This is a genomic window from Streptomyces sp. NPDC033845, from assembly GCF_055576225.1.
In genome coordinates, this window is sequence record NZ_JBVIRI010000016.1 from 66,104 (window position 1) to 81,608 (window position 15,505).

The following is a 15,505-nucleotide window of genomic DNA, read 5'->3' on the forward strand; positions in this document are numbered from 1 at the left end:
GACCCATCACAGGAGACCGCCATGAGCAACCCCTTCGAGAACGACAGCGCCGCCTACCTCGTGGTCCGCAACGAGGAGCTCCAGCACGCGCTGTGGCCCGCCGCCAACCCGGTACCGGCCGGCTGGACCACCGTCCACGGCCCCGACGCCCGCCAGGCCTGCCTGGACCACGTCGAGCGGGTCTGGACCGACATGCGCCCCGCCTCCCTGGTGGCCGCCCTCGCCGGGACCGCGCCCCGTGACTGACCACGACCAGGTACGGACCCTGTGCGCGCTGTTCGCGGAGGTCCTCGGCCTCCCCGGCACCGAACCGGGACACAGCTTCACCGGGCTCGGCGGGGACAGCATCCAGGCGATCCGGCTCGTCAGCCGGGCCCGCGCCGCCGGACTGGCCCTGACCACCCGGGACGTCCTGCGCGCCGACAGCGTCACCGCCCTCGCCGCGACGGCCCGGACCGCCGGTCCGGACCGGGACGGCGGCGGACCGGCCGAACCGCCCCGCCGGCTCGGCCCCGTCGCGGCCACCCCGATCATGGGCTGGCTCGACGGACTCGGCGGCCCGGTGGACACCTACAACCAGTCCCTGGTGCTGCGCACCCCGCCCGGACTCGACCCCCCGGCCGCCCGGCGCATCCTCCAGGTCCTGCTGGACACCCACGACATGCTGCGGCTGCGGCTCCCCGACGGCATCGGCGCCGGGACCACCGCCGAACCCCTGATACCGCCCGCCGGCACGGTGGACGCCGCGGACCTCCTGGAACCCGTCGACGCCCGGCACGCCACCGACGCGGAACTGCCCGCACTCGCCCGGGAGGGGATGCGCCGGGCCCGCCGGCTGCTCTCCCCCCGGGAGGGCCGGATGCTGCGCGCCGTCCTCCTCGACCGGGGAACCGGACGGCAGGGACGGCTCGCGCTCGTCATCCACCACCTCGTCGTGGACGGGGTCTCCTGGCGGATCCTCCAGGATGACCTGCGGAGCTGCTGGCAGGCGCTGGCCGAAGGCCGCGAACCCGCCCCGGAACCCGCCCACACCCCCTTCGCCCACTGGGCCGACCTGCTGCTCGCCGACGCGGCCTCCGGCCGCCGCGCCACCGAGGCCGACCGCTGGGCCGCCGCCCTCCGCCCGGCACCCCAGCCGCTGGCCGGGGTGCGCCCGGCCGGCGGCCTCGACCCGGAGAGCCCCGACCGGACCCTCACCCTCACCCTCGGACCGGAGGTCACCGGCCCGCTCCTCACCACCGCCCCCGGCACCGTCAACGGGACCGTCAACGACGTCCTGCTGACGGCCCTCGCGCTGGCCGTGCTCGCCCGCCGGGCGGCCGAGGCCGAGGCCGGGACCGGGCCCGCCGACGACGGCGCGGGAGCCGTCCTGATCGACGTGGAAGGCCACGGCCGGGAGGACATCGCCGACGGACTCGACCTCTCCCGCACCGTCGGCTGGTTCACCACCGTCTTCCCCGTCCGGCTGGCCCTGGGCCGCCCCGACCTGGACGGGGCACGGTCCGGCGGACACGCCGTCGGTGCCGCCCTGCGCCTGGTCAAGGAGGAACTCCGGTCCCTCCCCGACAAGGGCATCGGCTTCGGACAGCTCCGCCACCTCAACTCCCGCACCGGACCCGCCCTCGCGGCACCCGGCATCCCCGAGATCGGCTTCAACTACCTCGGCCGGTTCCCGATGGGCGGCACGGCGGACTGGGACGCCGCACCGGGGCACCCCTTCGCCCTCGACGACGCCGACGAGGGACTGCCGATGGCGCACGCCGTGGAGGTCAACGCCGCCGCCCACGAGGGCCCCGACGGCCTCACCCTCAGCGCCACCTGGACCTGGGCCGGCAACGCCGTCCCCGACCGGCGGGTCCACGACCTCGCCCACGAGTGGTTCACCATGCTGCGTGCCGTCGCCGCCCACGCCGCCCGCCCGGACGCCGGCGGGCTGACCCCCTCCGACGTGCCCCTCGCCCAGGTCAGCCAGGCCGACCTCGACGCCTTCGAATCCCAGCTCGGAGCCCTGCTGTGATCCCTCTGTCCCACGCCCAGCAACGGCTGTGGTTCCACGCCCGCGACGGCGCCGACGGCGCCCTCTACCACATCCCTCTCCGGCTCCGGCTGCACGGCGACCTCGACCGCCCCGCGCTGCGCGCCGCCCTCGCGGACGTCACCGCCCGGCACGAAGCCCTGCGCACCGTCTTCCCCGACCTCGACGGCCGCCCCCACCAGCGGGTCCTGGACCCCGCCGAGGCCGTCCCCGTCCTCACCGCCTCCGACGGCCCCGCCGACACCGATCCCGCCGACGAGGCCGCCACCCGCCCCTTCGACCTGCGCACCGAACCGCCCCTGCGCGCGGTGCTGTCCACCGACGGCCCCCGCGAACACCGGCTGCTCCTGGTCCTCCACCACATCGCCGGCGACGGCCACTCCCTGAACCTCCTGGTCCGCGACCTCGCCGCCGCCTACACCGCCAGGACCACCGGCCGCCCCCCGCAGTGGCCCGAACTCCCCGTCCAGTACCCGGACTACGCCCTCTGGCAGCGCGAGCTCCTCGGCCGGGCCGAGGACCCCGACTCCCTGCACGCCCGCCTGCTCACCCACTGGACGCAGACCCTCCGCGGACTGCCCGAGGAACTCGCCCTGCCCACCGACCGGCCCCGGCCGGCCGTGGCCGGACACCGGGGCGGCCTGGTGGAGACCCGCACCACCGCCACCGTCCACGCCGGGCTGGCCGCACTGGCCAGGGAGCACCGGGCCACCCCCTTCATGGCCGTACAGGCCGCCCTGGCGGCCCTGCTCACCCGGCTCGGCGCCGGCACCGACCTGCCGCTGGGCTGCCCGGTGGACGGCCGCGAGGACGAGGCCCTCGCCGATCTCGTCGGACTCTTCGTCAACACCCTGGTGATCCGGGCCGACACCTCCGGGGACCCCGCCTTCACCGAACTCCTCGACCGGGTCAGGTCCGCGGCCCTGGACGCCTACGCCCACCAGGAGATCCCCTTCGAATCCCTGGTGGAACACCTCAACCCGGTCCGCAGCAGCGCCCGCCACCCGCTCTTCCAGATCGCCGTCGCCGCCCAGCGCGGAAGCTCCGCCGAACCCGGCTTCGCCGGACTGCGCGCCACCACGGAGGCGGTCCGCACCCCCACCGCCAAGTTCGACCTCACCCTGGAGGTGGAGGAACTCCACGACCCGGCCACCGGCGAACCCCTCGGCCTGGCCCTCGGCCTGGAGTACGCGAGCGAGCTCTACGAGGAGGCCGGCGCCCGGCGCCTGCTGGACCGGCTGGTCCGCCTCCTCGACCTCGTGGTCCGCGCACCCGGCACCCCCCTCAGCGGAATCGACGTGCTCCTTCCCGGCGAACGCCGGGACCTCCTGGAGAACTGGCAGGGCACCCCCGCCGCACCCGACCACCGCACCGTCCCGCAGGCCTTCCGGGAGCGGGTCGCCGCCCACCCCGACCGGCCCGCCGTCCGCTGCGCCGGCCGGGACACCGGCTACGCCGAACTCGACGCCCGGGCCGACCGGACCGCCCGGGCGCTCCACGACCTCGGCGTGCGCCCCGGGGACACGGTCGCCGTCCTGATGGACCGCTCCGCCGAGCTCGTCGCCGTATGCCTGGGCATCCTCAAGGCCGGCGCCGCCTATCTGCCGCTGGACGCCGCGGCCCCGCCCGCCCGCACCGAGGGGGTGCTCGCCGCCGCCGGGGCCGCCGTCCTGGTCACCGACGCCCCGGCCGGCACCCCGCTCCCGGCCGGCCCGCACCGGGTCCTGCGCCCGGACCCCGGCCCCCTCCCGGCCGGAACCGTCCCGGCGCGCCCCGGCCCGCCGGTGCCGGAACACCCCGACGCCCCGGCCTATCTGATGTACACCTCGGGCTCCACCGGCACCCCCAAGGGCGTGACCGTGGCCCACCGCGAGATCCTCTCCCTCGCCACCGACCGTCGCTGGCGCGGCGGTGCCCACGAGCGGGTGCTGTTCCGCTCCCCGCACGCCTTCGACGCCTCCACCTACGAGCTGTGGGTGCCGCTGCTGAACGGCGGCCTCGTGGTCGTCGCCCCGCCCGGGGAACTCGACACGGAGGCGCTGGTCCGGCTGATCGCCGAGGAGCGGGTGACCGGGACCTTCCTCACCGCCACCCTGTTCAACGCGCTCGCCGACCGCCACCCGGCAGCCTTCGCCCCGCTGCACGAGGTGATGACCGGCGGCGAGGCCGCCTCCCCGTCCATGGTCCGCCGGGTCCGCGAGGCCTGCCCCGGCACCACCGTCACCAACGCCTACGGCCCCACCGAGACCACCACCTTCGCCGCCACCCACGCCCTCGCCCCCGGGCTGCCCTCCCCGGCCGGACAGGTGCCGATCGGACGCCCGCTCGACGGCACCCGGCTGCACGTCCTCGACGAACGGCTCGGCCTGTGCCCGCCCGGGGTCACCGGAGAGCTCTACATCGCGGGCGCCGGCCTCGCCCACGGCTACCACGGGCGCGGCGGAACCACCGCCGAACGCTTCGTCCCCTGCCCGTACGGCCCCCCGGGCGCCCGGATGTACCGCACCGGCGACCTGGCCCGCTGGACCACCGCCGGGCAGGTCGAGTACCTGGGCCGCGCCGACCGGCAGGTCAAGATCCGCGGAATGCGCATCGAACCCGCCGAGATCGAGCACGCCCTGGCCGCCCACCCGGGCGTCGGGCAGACCGCCGTGACCGTACGGGACACCCCGGCCGGCCCGGCCCTGGCCGGCTACGCGGTACCCGCCGAAGGCGCGCCCGCCCCCACCCCGCAGGAGCTCCGCGAGCATCTGCGCGCCCGACTCCCCGGCTACCTGGTGCCCCTCACCGTCACCCTGCTCGACGCGCTGCCCGTGACCGCCAACGGCAAGACCGACCTGGCGGCCCTGCCCGCCCCTGGCCCGGACCCGGACACCGCCGGCGCCGACCGGGCCGGGCAGGAACCGCGCACCGAGCGGGAGCACGCCCTGCGGGACCTGTGGGAAAAGCTGCTGGGCCGGACCGGGATCGGGATCCACGAGGACTTCTTCGACCTCGGCGGCCACTCCCTGCTCGCCACCCAGCTGCTCGCCGAGGCCCGCTCCCGGCACGGGGCCGCCGTCACCATCCGCCGGTTCTTCACCGCACCCACCATCGCCGGCCTGGCCGCCGCCCTGACCGAGGCGGCCGCGGCCGCCCCCGAGGAGCCCCCCGTCGTCCGCCGGGCCCGCCGCACCCACACCGCCTGACCCCGAAGGAACCCCACCGTGAACCACCCCCCGAACACCCCCGCCCCCGTGCCCGCCGCCGGTTCCCTGGTCGAGGACGTGCTGCCGCTCTCCCCGCTCCAGGACGGGATCCTCTTCCACGCCCTCTTCGACGAGGACGCCCGCGACGTGTACGTCGCCCAGCTGCTCCTCGACCTCACCGGCCCCCTGGACCCCGCCCGGCTGCGCGCCGCCGCCGACACCGTCCTGGAGCGGCACCCCGGACTCCGCGCCGGCTTCCTGCGCCGGGCCACCGGCGAACCGGCCCAGGTCGTCCGGCGCGGGGTACCCGCCCCGTGGCGGGAGCTGGACCTCTCCGCCCTCGACGAGACCGCCCGGACGGCCGCCGTGGACGCCCTGCTGGCCGAGGACCGGGCCACCCGCTTCGACCTCGCCCGGCCCCCACTGCTCCGGTTCACCCTGATCCGCACCGGACCGCTCACCCACCGGCTGCTGCTCACCTACCACCACATCCTGTTCGACGGCTGGTCCTGGCCGGTCCTGGTCCGCGAACTCCTCGCCCTCCACCACACCGACGGCGCGGACCTCGGCCCGGCCACCCCGTACTCCGCGTTCCTGAACCGGCTGCACGACCGCGACACCGCCGCCGCCGAGGACGCCTGGACCCGCGCCCTGGACGGCCTGCCCGGCGGCACCCGGACCGCCCCCGTCTCCCCGCCCCCCGTCCCGGTGCTCCCCGACCGGGTCGAGACCCTCCTCCCGGAGCCGCTCACCGCACGCCTGGGCGCCCTGGCCCGGGAGCGGCGGATCACCGCCAGCACCCTGCTCCAGGGGATGTGGGCGCTGCTGGTGGGCCGCCAGATCCGCTCCGAGGACGTGGTGTTCGGCGCCATCGTCAGCGGCCGCGACCCCGAGCTCCCCGGCGTCGCCGACATCGTGGGCCTCTGCATCAACACCGTGCCGGTCCGGGTCCGGATCGACCCCGCCGAACCCCTCGGCGCCCTCCTGGAGCGCCTCCAGGACGAACAGGCCCGACTGATCGAGCACCACCACCTGGGCCTCACCGACATCCAGCGGCTGGCCGGCGCCGGCGAACTCTTCGACTCCTGCGTCGCCTTCCAGAACTACCCGGTGGACCCGGCCGGACTGGCCGCCCTCGGCGGCGGCGACCTGCGCGTCACCGCCGTGGACCCGTACGACGCCGCCCACTACCCGCTCTGTCTGACCGCGGTGCCCGGCCCACGGCTGCGCCTCCAGATCGACTACCGGCCCGACGTCTTCGACCGCGACACCGCCCGGGCCATGCTGGACCGGCTCGCCCGGCTCCTGGAGGCCCTCGCCGAGGACCCCGACCGCCCGGCGGGCACCGTGGACCTCCTCTCGGCCGCCGAACGCCACCGGGTCCTCGTCGCATGGAACGACACCGCCCGGGACGAGGAGTACGCGGAGGTCGCCGACCGGGTGCGGGAGCGGGCCGCGCGACGCCCCGAGGCCACCGCCGTCACCGACGACACCGGCCTCGAACTGACCTACGCCGCCCTGGTCGGGCACGCCCGCACCGTCACCCGCGCCCTGCTCGCCGACGGGGTGCGCCCGGGGGAGACGGTCGCCGTGCTCGGCGAACCCACCGCCCGGATCCCGGTCGCCCTGCTCGGCATCCTGGACGCCGGCGCCGCCTACGTCCCGCTCGACCCGGAAGGGCCCGTCGGCCGCACCGCGCGGCTCCTCGCCGAAGGCGGCGTCAGCCGGCTGCTGGCCGCCCCCGCACAGCTCGACCGCGCGCACGAGATCGCCGCCGAGGTCCCCGGCGGCCTGCCCGTCCTCGCCCTCGCCGACCCCGCCACGGGCCCCGCCACCGGTCCCGAACCGTCCGGCCCCGCCGGCCCCGTGGACGCCGGCGGACCGGACGCCCTCGCCTACGTCTGCTTCACCTCCGGCTCCACCGGCAAGCCCAAGGGCGCCATGGTCCACCGGCGCGGCATGAACAACCACCTCCTCGCCAAGGTGGAGGACCTCGGCCTCGGCGAGACCGACCGCCTGATGATGAACGCCCCCCTCACCTTCGACATCTCCGTCTGGCAGATGCTCGCCCCGCTGATCACCGGCGGCCGCGTCCACCTGGTCTCCCGGGACACCGCCCGGGACCCGGCCGCCCTCTTCGACACCGCGGCCCGCCGCGGCACCACCGTCCTGGAGACCGTCCCCTCCTTCGTCCGCGCCGCCGTCGACCTGTGGGACACCGGGGCACCCGCCCCCGGCCTCCCCGCACTCCGCTGGTTCATCGTCAACGGCGAGGTGCTGCCCCCGGAACTGTGCACCCGCTGGTACGCCCGGCACCCGGCTGCCGCCCTCGTCAACGCCTACGGCCTCACCGAATGCTCCGACGACAACACCCACGCCTTCATCGGACCCGAGGTGCACGCCCAGCTGGAGCACGGCCGGCTGCCCGTCGGCCGCCCGCTCCGCAACAACTCCCTCTACCTCCTCGACCCGGCCCTGGCCCCGGTCCCGCCCGGCGTGCCCGGCGAACTCTTCATCGGCGGCACCGGGGTCGGCCCCGGATATCTGCGCGACCCCCGCCGGAGCAGCGAGCGCTACCTCCCCGACCCGTTCTCCGCCGTTCCCGGCAGCCGGATGTACCGCACCGGCGACCTCGCCCGGCTGCGCGCCGACGGACAGCTCGACTTCCTCGGCCGCCAGGACCACCAGGTGAAGGTCCGCGGCAACCGCATCGAACTCGGCGAGGTGGAGACCGCGGTGCGCGCCGTCCCCGGGGTCGGCGAGGCCGTGGTCTCCGTCGACCGCGACCAGACCGGCCAGCAGCGGCTGGTCTGCTACTTCACCGGCGGCACCACCGCCGAGCGGGCCCGCGCCGAACTCGGCCGGACCCTCCCCAACTACATGGTCCCCTCGCTGTTCCTGCACCTGCCGGAGTTCCCCCTCACCGTCAACGGGAAGCTCGACCGCAACTCCCTGCCCGACCCGGCCACCGCCCACCGCCCCGTCGGACGGCCGCCCGCCACCCCCGGGGAGCAGGCCGTCTGCGAGATCTTCGCCGCCGTCCTGGACCTCCCGGCGGCCGGCCCGGACGACGACTTCTTCGCCCACGGCGGCCACTCCCTGCTCGCCACCCGGCTCACCGGCCGGATCGCCACCGAACTCGGGGTCCGCCTCCACATCCGCGACCTCTTCGAGACCCCCACCCCGGCCGGGATCGCCGCCCGGCTGACCACCGCGGCGGCCGAACCGGCCCGCCCGGCCCTGCGCCCCCGTGCCCGCTCCTGAACCCGCCGCCCGCCGAACCGCCCGCCCGACCGCACCCCTTGGAGACACCAGCGCCATGATCCGCACCGACACCGCGCCCGCGCCCGTGCCCCTGCGCATCGCGCGCACGGCCGCGCTCACCCCGGGGGCCACCGCGGTCCGCGGCCCCGAGGGGGAGCTGACCTACCGGGGGCTCGACCGCCGGGCCCGGGTGGTGGCCGCCGAACTCCGCGCCGCAGGCGCCGGACCGGAGGACACCGTGCTGCTCGGGGTGCGCCGGGGGGTCCACTGGGCGGTGGGCCTGCTGGGCATCTGGTACGCCGGGGCGGCCGCCCTCCTGGTGGACCTGGACGCCCCCGACGAGCGGCTCCGGACCCTGCTCCGGGAGGCCGGCACCCGGCACGCGGTCACCCGGGACACCGCGGCGGCGGCGGCCCTGCGCCGCCGCACCGGCACCGAACTGTTCTGGGCCGCCACCGGGTCCGGGCCCGGCCGGTCCCCGGCATCCTCCGGGACCGGCCCGCCGCCCGGCACGGACATCGCGCCGGACTCCCTGGCCTACGTCCTGTTCACCTCGGGCTCCACGGGCCGCCCCAAACCGGTCGCGGTCGGCCACGCCGGACTCACCGCGCAGACCACCGCCCTGGCCGGCCGCTACGGGCTGACCGCCCGCGACCGGGTCCTGCAGTTCGCGGCCCCCGCCTTCGACGTCTGCATGGAGGAGGCCCTCCCCACCTGGTGCACCGGCGGCACCGCCGTGTTCGTCACCGACAACCTGCTCTCGCCGGCCGAACTGGAACCCTTCCTCACCGAGCAGGAGGTCACCCTGGTCAACCTGCCCACCCCGTACTGGGCGCAGTGGGCCAAGGACCTGGAGCGGACCCCCCGCCCGCTGCCCGGCGCCCTGCGCCGGGTGGTGATCGGCAGCGACGCGGGCCGCACCGCGGACCTCGGGCGCTGGGCCGCGGCCGGCGGCCCCCCGGTGATCAGCGCCTACGGCCTCACCGAGTCCACCATCACCGCCACCGCCTACGAGCCCGCCCCGGCCGAACTGGCCGCCTTCACCGGGGACGAGGTGATCCCGCTCGGCGAACCCCTGGACGGCGTACGCGCCTACGTCCTGGACGAGGCCCTCCGCGAGACGGCACCCGGCACCCCGGGGGAGCTGTACCTGGCCGGCGCCTGCCTGGCCCGCGGCTACCACGGGCGGCCGGCGCTCACCGCCGAACGCTTCCTCGCCGACCCCTTCGCCGGCCGGCCGGGGGAGCGCATGTACCGCACCGGCGACCGGGTCGTCCGGACCCCGGGCGGGCCGCTGGTCTTCCTCGGACGGGCCGACGACCAGGTCAAGATCCGGGGGCACCGGGTCGAGCTCAAGGAGGTGGAGTCGGCCGTCGCGGCCCACCCCGAGGTGGTCGACACGGCCGCCCTGGCCGTCACCGGACCCGAGGGCCCGCAGGTGGCCGCCTGGGCCGCCACCGCCCCCGGCAGCCCCCTGACGGCCGAGGACCTGCGCCGTCACCTTCTGGCCACCGTGCCCGGGTACCTGGTACCGGCCCGTGTCACGCTGGTCGACCGGTTGCCCCGCACCCCCGGAGGCAAACTCGACACCCGGGCGCTGCGCTCCCTCGGACCGGAGGAGCCGCCCCGATGAACCCGACAAGGAACACGACCGTGTCCGTCACCACCGAAGAGGGCGCGCAGTCCGCCGAGTCCGCCGTGCTGCGCCGTCGGCGCCGGGACTTCCGCCTCTTCATGTCCTCGCACATCTGCAACGAGCTGGGCGGCAGCATCACCTATGTGGCGCTGCCCCTGATGGCGGTCCTCACCCTCGACGCCAGCCCGATGCAGGCCGGTCTGCTGGCCGCCGCAGAACACACCGCCTTCCTGGTCCTCGGGCTGCCCGCGGGCGCCTGGGTCGACCGGATGCGCAGACGGCGCGTGATGATGGCCGCCGACCTGGCGCGCGCCGTCCTGCTGACCGCCCTCCCGGTGGCCTATCTGCTCGACCTGCACTCCATGGGCCTGCTGTACGCGGTGGCGCTGCTGCTCGGCTGCGCCCGGCTGTTCGGCGATGTCGCCGACCAGAGCTATCTGCCGACCCTGATCGGCCGCGACACCCTGATCGCGGGCAACTCCAAGCTGGAGACGGTGCGTTCCTCGGCCGAGTTCGCGGGTCCCGGCCTCGCCGGATTCCTGGTGCAACTGCTCGGCGCGGCGGGCACGCTGGCCGGGCAGGCCGTCACCTCGCTGGTCTCGGTGGTGCTGCTGGGGCGGATATCGGCCCGGGAGGAGAAGCCGGAGCCCGCCCCGCGGCGCCGGCTGCTCGCCGACATCCGGGAGGGGCTCGGCTATGTGCTGGGCCACCGGATCCTGCGGCTGATCGCCCTGAACACGGCCGCCGTCAACCTGTTCCTGAGCGCGGTGATGGCCCTCGAAGTGCTGTTCCTGACCCGCACGGTGGGACTGCCGCCCGCGGCCGTCGGCTGGGTGCTGACCACGGCCACCATCGGCTCGGTGCTGGCCGCCACGGCCGCGGACCGGCTGACCCGGGCCGTCGGCGCCGCCCGGCTGACCTGGCTCTCCCTGCTGGTGGCCATGCCCTTCGGACTGCTCCTGCCGCTGGCCGAGGAGGACTGGCGGATCGGGCTGTTCGTCCTCGGCTCGCTGGTCCAGTCGGCGGGCGTGACCCTCTACAACATCTGCCAGGTCACCTACCGGCAGACGGTCTGCCCGCCGCACCTGCTCGGCCGGATGACCGCCACCATGCGCTTCCTGGTGTGGGGGGTGCTGCCGTTCAGCGGGCTGCTCGCCGGCGTCCTCGGCGAACTGCTGGGCGTACGGAACGCCCTGTGGCTGTGCGCCGCGGCCCTCTCGGCGGCCCCGCTGGTCCTGCTGTGCTCCCCGCTGCGCCGGATGCGCGGGTTCGAGGACGCGGCCGGGTGAGCGCTCAGTAGCCCATCCGGAAGGCGATGTGCGTGAGCTGGGTCCGGTTCACCGCCCCGGTCTTGCTGCGCAGCCTCCGCAGATAGGTGTCCACCGTGTGGGGGCTCAGCCCCATCCGGCGGGCGATCATCCGGTACGTGTCCCCCTGGGCGAGATAGGCCAGGACCTCCTGCTCGCGGGGGGTCAGGGCGGGGAGTTCGGGCGCGGGCGCGGTGAGGGTGCCGTCGAGCATGAGGGGCTCCGGTTCGGTTCGGTGAGAAGGGGAGGGGGGAACGGGGGACCGGGCGGGGGGTTCCGTTTCGGCCTTCCGCTTCCCGAAGTGGCCGGTGACCCGCCGGTGTTCGTTCCGCTCCAGACTTTCGTCCTGCATATCCTGGCGCCAGGGGGCGGGCACCTCAGGAAAGTGCCTGGCAGTAAAGCGACCGGGGGCGAAAAGGGCGAAGTGGGCCAATGCGAATATCTGACGTGGTGACCGACACCACCGATGCAGACGTCGACGCCGCAGTCGACGCCGACATCGATGTCGATGTGTACGGCTGGGTGCTGGAGCACCGCACGGTGGAGGTGGCGGCGGTCGCCGCCGGGACCGGGCGCGGCCCGGAGGAGATCCGGCGCAGCGTGGAGCGGCTGCGGGCCGCCCGGCTGCTGCACATGAGCCCGGGGGACCCGGCGGTGGCCTTCGCGGTCGCCCCGGACACGGCCGCGGAGCAGCTGGTCGCGCCGCTGGAGGCGCGGGTCCGCGAGCAGCAGCGGGAGATCAGCGGGATCCGGGAGGAACTGGGCAGGTTCCTGCCGCACTACCTGGGGCGTCGTTCGGCGGGGGAGTCCCTGGAGGTTCTGGAGAGCCTGGAGGACGTGCGCGGGGCGCTCAACCGGGCCTCCCTGGCCTGCACCACCGAGATGCTCAGCTCGCAGCCGGGCGGCGGCAGCCGGGTCCCGGCGGCGATGGAGGAGGCGCTGCGCCGGGACGAGGCGATGCTCCAGCGGGGGATCGCGATCCGGACGCTGTACCACCACACGGCCCGGTTCAACGGCCCCAGCCAGGCCTATGTGGCGGCGGCCTCGGCCCTGGGCGCCCAGTACCGCACGGCCCACGAACTGTTCGGCCGGCTCATCGCCTTCGACCGGAAGCTGGCCTTCATCCCGGTCGCCGACGGGAGCTGGGGGGCGGTGGTGGTCCGGGAACCGTCCACGGTCGCCTATCTGTGCGGAATCTTCGACCAGACCTGGGACCTGGCCTCGCCGTTCTCGGCGGCGGCCGGCCAGGGGCTGGAGGAGGTGGCCCGGGAGATCCACGAGACCATCATCCGGCTGCTCGCGGCCGGTCTGAAGGACGAGGCCATCGCCCGCCGGCTCGGCATGTCGCTGCGGACGGCCCGCCGCCATATCGCCGACATCATGCAGGAGTTGGGGGCCGGAAGCCGCTTCCAGGCGGGGGTGGCCGCCGCCGCGCGCGGACTGCTCGACCCCGCCGGCCTGCCGGACCCCGAGGAGGCGGAGGCCGCCGGCCGGGAATGACGTCGCCGTGCGTGTGTCACGTGTTCCCGTGTCTGTCGCCGGGGCCGGGCGTGTCGGATGCTGCTCGGATGGAGCCGTGGGGTATCGACCGCGGCGCGGCGAGGGGCGCGTGATGGACGTACCGGTGGGGATCCCCGAGCGGGAGGCCCCGTACCTGCGGGAGCTGGCCCTGTTCCTGTCGGTCCATCTGGACCGGGCGCCGGGTGTCATGTGGCCCGAGTACGACAACCCGGCCATCGGCGAGGACGGGGTCCGCCCGGTCCGCTGGAACGCGTTCGCCGGGGCGCTCGGCGCCCTCACCGGGCTGTCCCTCCGGCTGGAGGGGGTGCTGGGGGCCGGGGCGGTCGTGGATCGCGAGGACCTGCTGATCCACCAGATCGCGGGCGCCGTCACCTGGCGGCTGGAGGGCCCCGGCGGAGACGGCCGGCCGGACTCCCTCCGGTGCCGGCTGCTGCCCGGCGAGGTGCTGTACGTACCGGCCCGCTGGACCCGCCGCGCCGAGGGCGGGCCACGGTCCCGGTACGCCGTCATCGCCCTGCTGAGAGCGGGCGGCTGACGGACTCCCGGTGGACGCAAAGGGCGGAGGGAGGTACCCGATCGGGTACCTCCCTCCGCCCTTTGCCGCAGGTCAGCCGCCCCAGGAGCTGTCGCCCGGGTCCTTCAGGCCCCGCGTGGTGGTCTGGCCGACGACGACCACGACCCCGGACGGGGTGGTGTACTGGCGCGTCCCCCCGGTGGCGCCCCCCTCCTCGGCCAGGGCGGTGCCGGCGGCCGGGAACAGCAGGGCCGAGGCGGTCAGTGACAGGGCGATGAAGCAGCGCTTGAGCATGGGTTCCCCAGAGTGACGAGCGGTCTGTACGAACGCGGGCCGCTTCGTGGGCCGCCCGCGCCGGTCGGTACGGGGACAACCTTGCCGTGCGCCGGGTGCCCCGAGCGGGCATCGGACTGTTCATCAAACTGCCTGGCGCTAAGGTGAGGGGCGGCAGAACCGGATATGTCACCCCAACTGGGGTGCGGAAAGCGGTGGTTGGGTGCTTTCTCGGACATCGAGTTCGCGCCAGACCGGGAAGGCCAGCGGGGTCAGCGTCACCGCGAGGTACAGCACCCCGGTGCCCAGCAGCGCCGGCACCAGCCCCGGACCGTCCAGCACCAGCCCCGCCCCGAGCATGCCCAGCGGGGTAGCCGCCAGGGCGGCCGCGACCAGCAGGCCGAAGACCCGCCCCCGCATCTCCCCGGGCACCCGCTGGAAGGCCACCGACATCATCAGCGGCCCCACCACCCCCGAGCCGATCCCGGACACCGCCAGCACCGCCAGCAGCACCGGCACCCGCGGCTCGGCCGCCAGCGCGGCACACCGCACCGCCCCGACCAGCACGAAGGCCCCGACGAACACGGCGCGCCGCGGCACCCGGTGGCCCGCCCAGCCGTAGAGGGCGGCCCCCAGCAGCGCACCCGCGCCCATGGCCGTCACCATGGCCCCGAACAGCGCGCTGCTGCGCAGCACCTCCGTTCCGTACGCCGGATAGAGCACCCCGTTCAGCGCCCCGTCCAGGGCGTTGGTCAGCAGCAGCACCGCCGCCATCGCCCCCAGCAGCCGGTCGCTCCGCAGCTGCCGCAGCCCGGCCGCGAGCTCACGGCCGTACGAACTCCGGGGCGGCGGCCCGTCCGGGGCCGGGCCGGCCTGCGGGGGCGCCGGGACCAGGGCGGCCACCAGGGCGGCGCACAGCAGCATCGCCGCCATGTCCGCGCACAGGGTGGGCAGCGGTCCGACGGCCGACACGGCGAGGCCGGCCAGCGGGGCCCCGGCCATCATCCCGATCCGGCGGGCCCCCTCGACGCAGCCGGTGGCCCGCTCGGCGGTGACCCCGGCCCGTTCCATCGCCCCGGGCAGCAGCAGCTGCTTGGAGGTGTCGGCGGGCCCGCGGGCGGCCCCGACCAGGAACACCAGGAGGATCAGGACGGGCATCGGCAGCGCGTCCCGGGAGTGCAGCAGCGGAATCAGGCCGATGGCCGCCGCCGTCAGCAGATCGGCCCCGATGCTCGCCACACGGACCGGGAGCCGGTCGACCACCGGGCCCGCCAGGACGGCCGAGCAGAGCAGGCCCAAGACCTCGGCGGCGGCCACGAGCCCGGTGCGGGTCCCGCTGCCGGTGCTGTGCAGCACGAACCAGGGCACCGCCACCAGCGTCACGGCCATGCCCAGCGAGGAGATCCCGGAAACCGCCACCAGGGCGGCCAGGGGGGTTTTGGAGGAAGCGGGGGAAGCGGAGGGACTGGCCATCAGGAGGAGTTCCTTCCGGCACCGGCACACCGCCCGGCGGTCCGCGTCACGGACCGCCGGGCGGCGGGGTGCCAAGATCTGGTCGGGTGGTCGGGTCAGCCGGCCGTGGTCGTGCGCAGGCTCAGCGGACGCATGTCGGTCCACACCCGCTCGATGTGTGCCAGGCACTCCTCCCTGGTGCCCCCGACGCCCTGGTCCCGCCAGCCGGGCGGGACGGTCCGGCCGGCCTCCCAGAGGGAGTACTGCTCCTCGTCGTTGGCCACGACCAGGTACTGCGGGAAGGTCTCGCTCACG

General features: G+C 75.6%; 12 protein-coding genes. 8 read left to right on the forward strand and 4 right to left on the reverse strand.

The features are described from left to right. Positions 1–21: 21 nt before the first annotated feature. The 6 genes from ACZ50K_RS28670 to ACZ50K_RS28695 are packed head-to-tail and all read left to right on the forward strand — an operon-like array spanning position 22 to position 11,412. Positions 22–246: an MbtH family protein gene (locus ACZ50K_RS28670; RefSeq protein ID WP_468908181.1), complete on the forward strand. Its 225-nt coding sequence runs from the start codon at positions 22–24 to the stop codon at positions 244–246. Then, entirely contained in the window at positions 239–2,017 is a 1,779-nt protein-coding gene (locus tag ACZ50K_RS28675; RefSeq protein ID WP_468908183.1) for a condensation domain-containing protein, read from the forward strand. The genes ACZ50K_RS28670 and ACZ50K_RS28675 overlap by 8 nt, the downstream gene beginning before the upstream one ends. Beyond that, positions 2,014–5,223, forward strand: coding sequence for a non-ribosomal peptide synthetase (locus tag ACZ50K_RS28680; protein WP_468908185.1), 3,210 nt, complete (start codon positions 2,014–2,016; stop codon positions 5,221–5,223). Before ACZ50K_RS28675 ends, ACZ50K_RS28680 begins: the two co-directional genes overlap by 4 nt. Positions 5,224–5,241: 18 nt before the next feature. Next, complete coding sequence (locus ACZ50K_RS28685; protein WP_468908187.1) at positions 5,242–8,487, forward strand: non-ribosomal peptide synthetase; 3,246 nt, start codon at positions 5,242–5,244, stop codon at positions 8,485–8,487. Between the two features lie 55 nt (positions 8,488–8,542). Further along, on the forward strand, positions 8,543–10,120 hold the full coding sequence (locus ACZ50K_RS28690; protein ID WP_468908189.1) for an amino acid adenylation domain-containing protein: 1,578 nt from the start codon (positions 8,543–8,545) through the stop codon (positions 10,118–10,120). Further along, positions 10,117–11,412, forward strand: coding sequence for an MFS transporter (locus ACZ50K_RS28695; RefSeq protein WP_468908190.1), 1,296 nt, complete (start codon positions 10,117–10,119; stop codon positions 11,410–11,412). The genes ACZ50K_RS28690 and ACZ50K_RS28695 overlap by 4 nt, the downstream gene beginning before the upstream one ends. Before the next feature lie 4 nt (positions 11,413–11,416). Here ACZ50K_RS28695 and ACZ50K_RS28700 read toward each other — a convergent pair whose 3' ends face one another. Continuing rightward, positions 11,417–11,644, reverse strand: coding sequence for a response regulator transcription factor (locus tag ACZ50K_RS28700; protein ID WP_468908192.1), 228 nt, complete (start codon positions 11,642–11,644; stop codon positions 11,417–11,419). A gap of 236 nt (positions 11,645–11,880) precedes the next feature. Here ACZ50K_RS28700 and ACZ50K_RS28705 point away from each other — a divergent pair, with 236 nt between their 5' ends. Together ACZ50K_RS28705 and ACZ50K_RS28710 are read left to right on the forward strand one after the other, a co-directional pair. Beyond that, on the forward strand, positions 11,881–12,930 hold the full coding sequence (locus ACZ50K_RS28705; protein WP_468908194.1) for a helix-turn-helix transcriptional regulator: 1,050 nt from the start codon (positions 11,881–11,883) through the stop codon (positions 12,928–12,930). Between the two features lie 112 nt (positions 12,931–13,042). After that, positions 13,043–13,486 carry a hypothetical protein gene (locus tag ACZ50K_RS28710; RefSeq protein ID WP_468908195.1) on the forward strand — a complete coding sequence of 148 codons (444 nt, stop codon included), beginning with the start codon at positions 13,043–13,045 and terminating at the stop codon, positions 13,484–13,486. A gap of 72 nt (positions 13,487–13,558) precedes the next feature. Here ACZ50K_RS28710 and ACZ50K_RS28715 read toward each other — a convergent pair whose 3' ends face one another. From ACZ50K_RS28715 to ACZ50K_RS28725, 3 genes are all read right to left on the reverse strand, one after another. Next, positions 13,559–13,759, reverse strand: coding sequence for a hypothetical protein (locus ACZ50K_RS28715; RefSeq protein ID WP_468908197.1), 201 nt, complete (start codon positions 13,757–13,759; stop codon positions 13,559–13,561). A 168-nt stretch (positions 13,760–13,927) separates the two neighbouring features. Next, positions 13,928–15,211 (reverse strand): MFS transporter, encoded by a 1,284-nt coding sequence (locus ACZ50K_RS28720; RefSeq protein WP_468908199.1) that lies wholly within the window; start codon positions 15,209–15,211, stop codon positions 13,928–13,930. 95 nt (positions 15,212–15,306) lie between these two features. Then, the gene (locus ACZ50K_RS28725; RefSeq protein ID WP_468908201.1) at positions 15,307–15,504 is read right to left on the reverse strand and encodes an MbtH family protein; all 198 of its coding nucleotides are present in this window, start codon (positions 15,502–15,504) and stop codon (positions 15,307–15,309) included. Position 15,505 lies beyond the last annotated feature (1 nt).

Excerpts from the sequence above, each read along its gene's own strand:
- ACZ50K_RS28670 (WP_468908181.1), top strand. The coding sequence starts at position 22 with ATGAGCAACCCCTTCGAGAACGACAGCGCCGCCTACCTCGTGGTCCGC.
- ACZ50K_RS28715 (WP_468908197.1), bottom strand. The coding sequence starts at position 13,759 with ATGCTCAAGCGCTGCTTCATCGCCCTGTCACTGACCGCCTCGGCCCTG.
- ACZ50K_RS28720 (WP_468908199.1), bottom strand. The coding sequence starts at position 15,211 with ATGGCCAGTCCCTCCGCTTCCCCCGCTTCCTCCAAAACCCCCCTGGCC.
- ACZ50K_RS28690 (WP_468908189.1), top strand. The coding sequence starts at position 8,543 with ATGATCCGCACCGACACCGCGCCCGCGCCCGTGCCCCTGCGCATCGCG.
- ACZ50K_RS28700 (WP_468908192.1), bottom strand. The coding sequence starts at position 11,644 with ATGCTCGACGGCACCCTCACCGCGCCCGCGCCCGAACTCCCCGCCCTG.
- ACZ50K_RS28710 (WP_468908195.1), top strand. The coding sequence starts at position 13,043 with ATGGACGTACCGGTGGGGATCCCCGAGCGGGAGGCCCCGTACCTGCGG.
- ACZ50K_RS28695 (WP_468908190.1), top strand. The coding sequence starts at position 10,117 with ATGAACCCGACAAGGAACACGACCGTGTCCGTCACCACCGAAGAGGGC.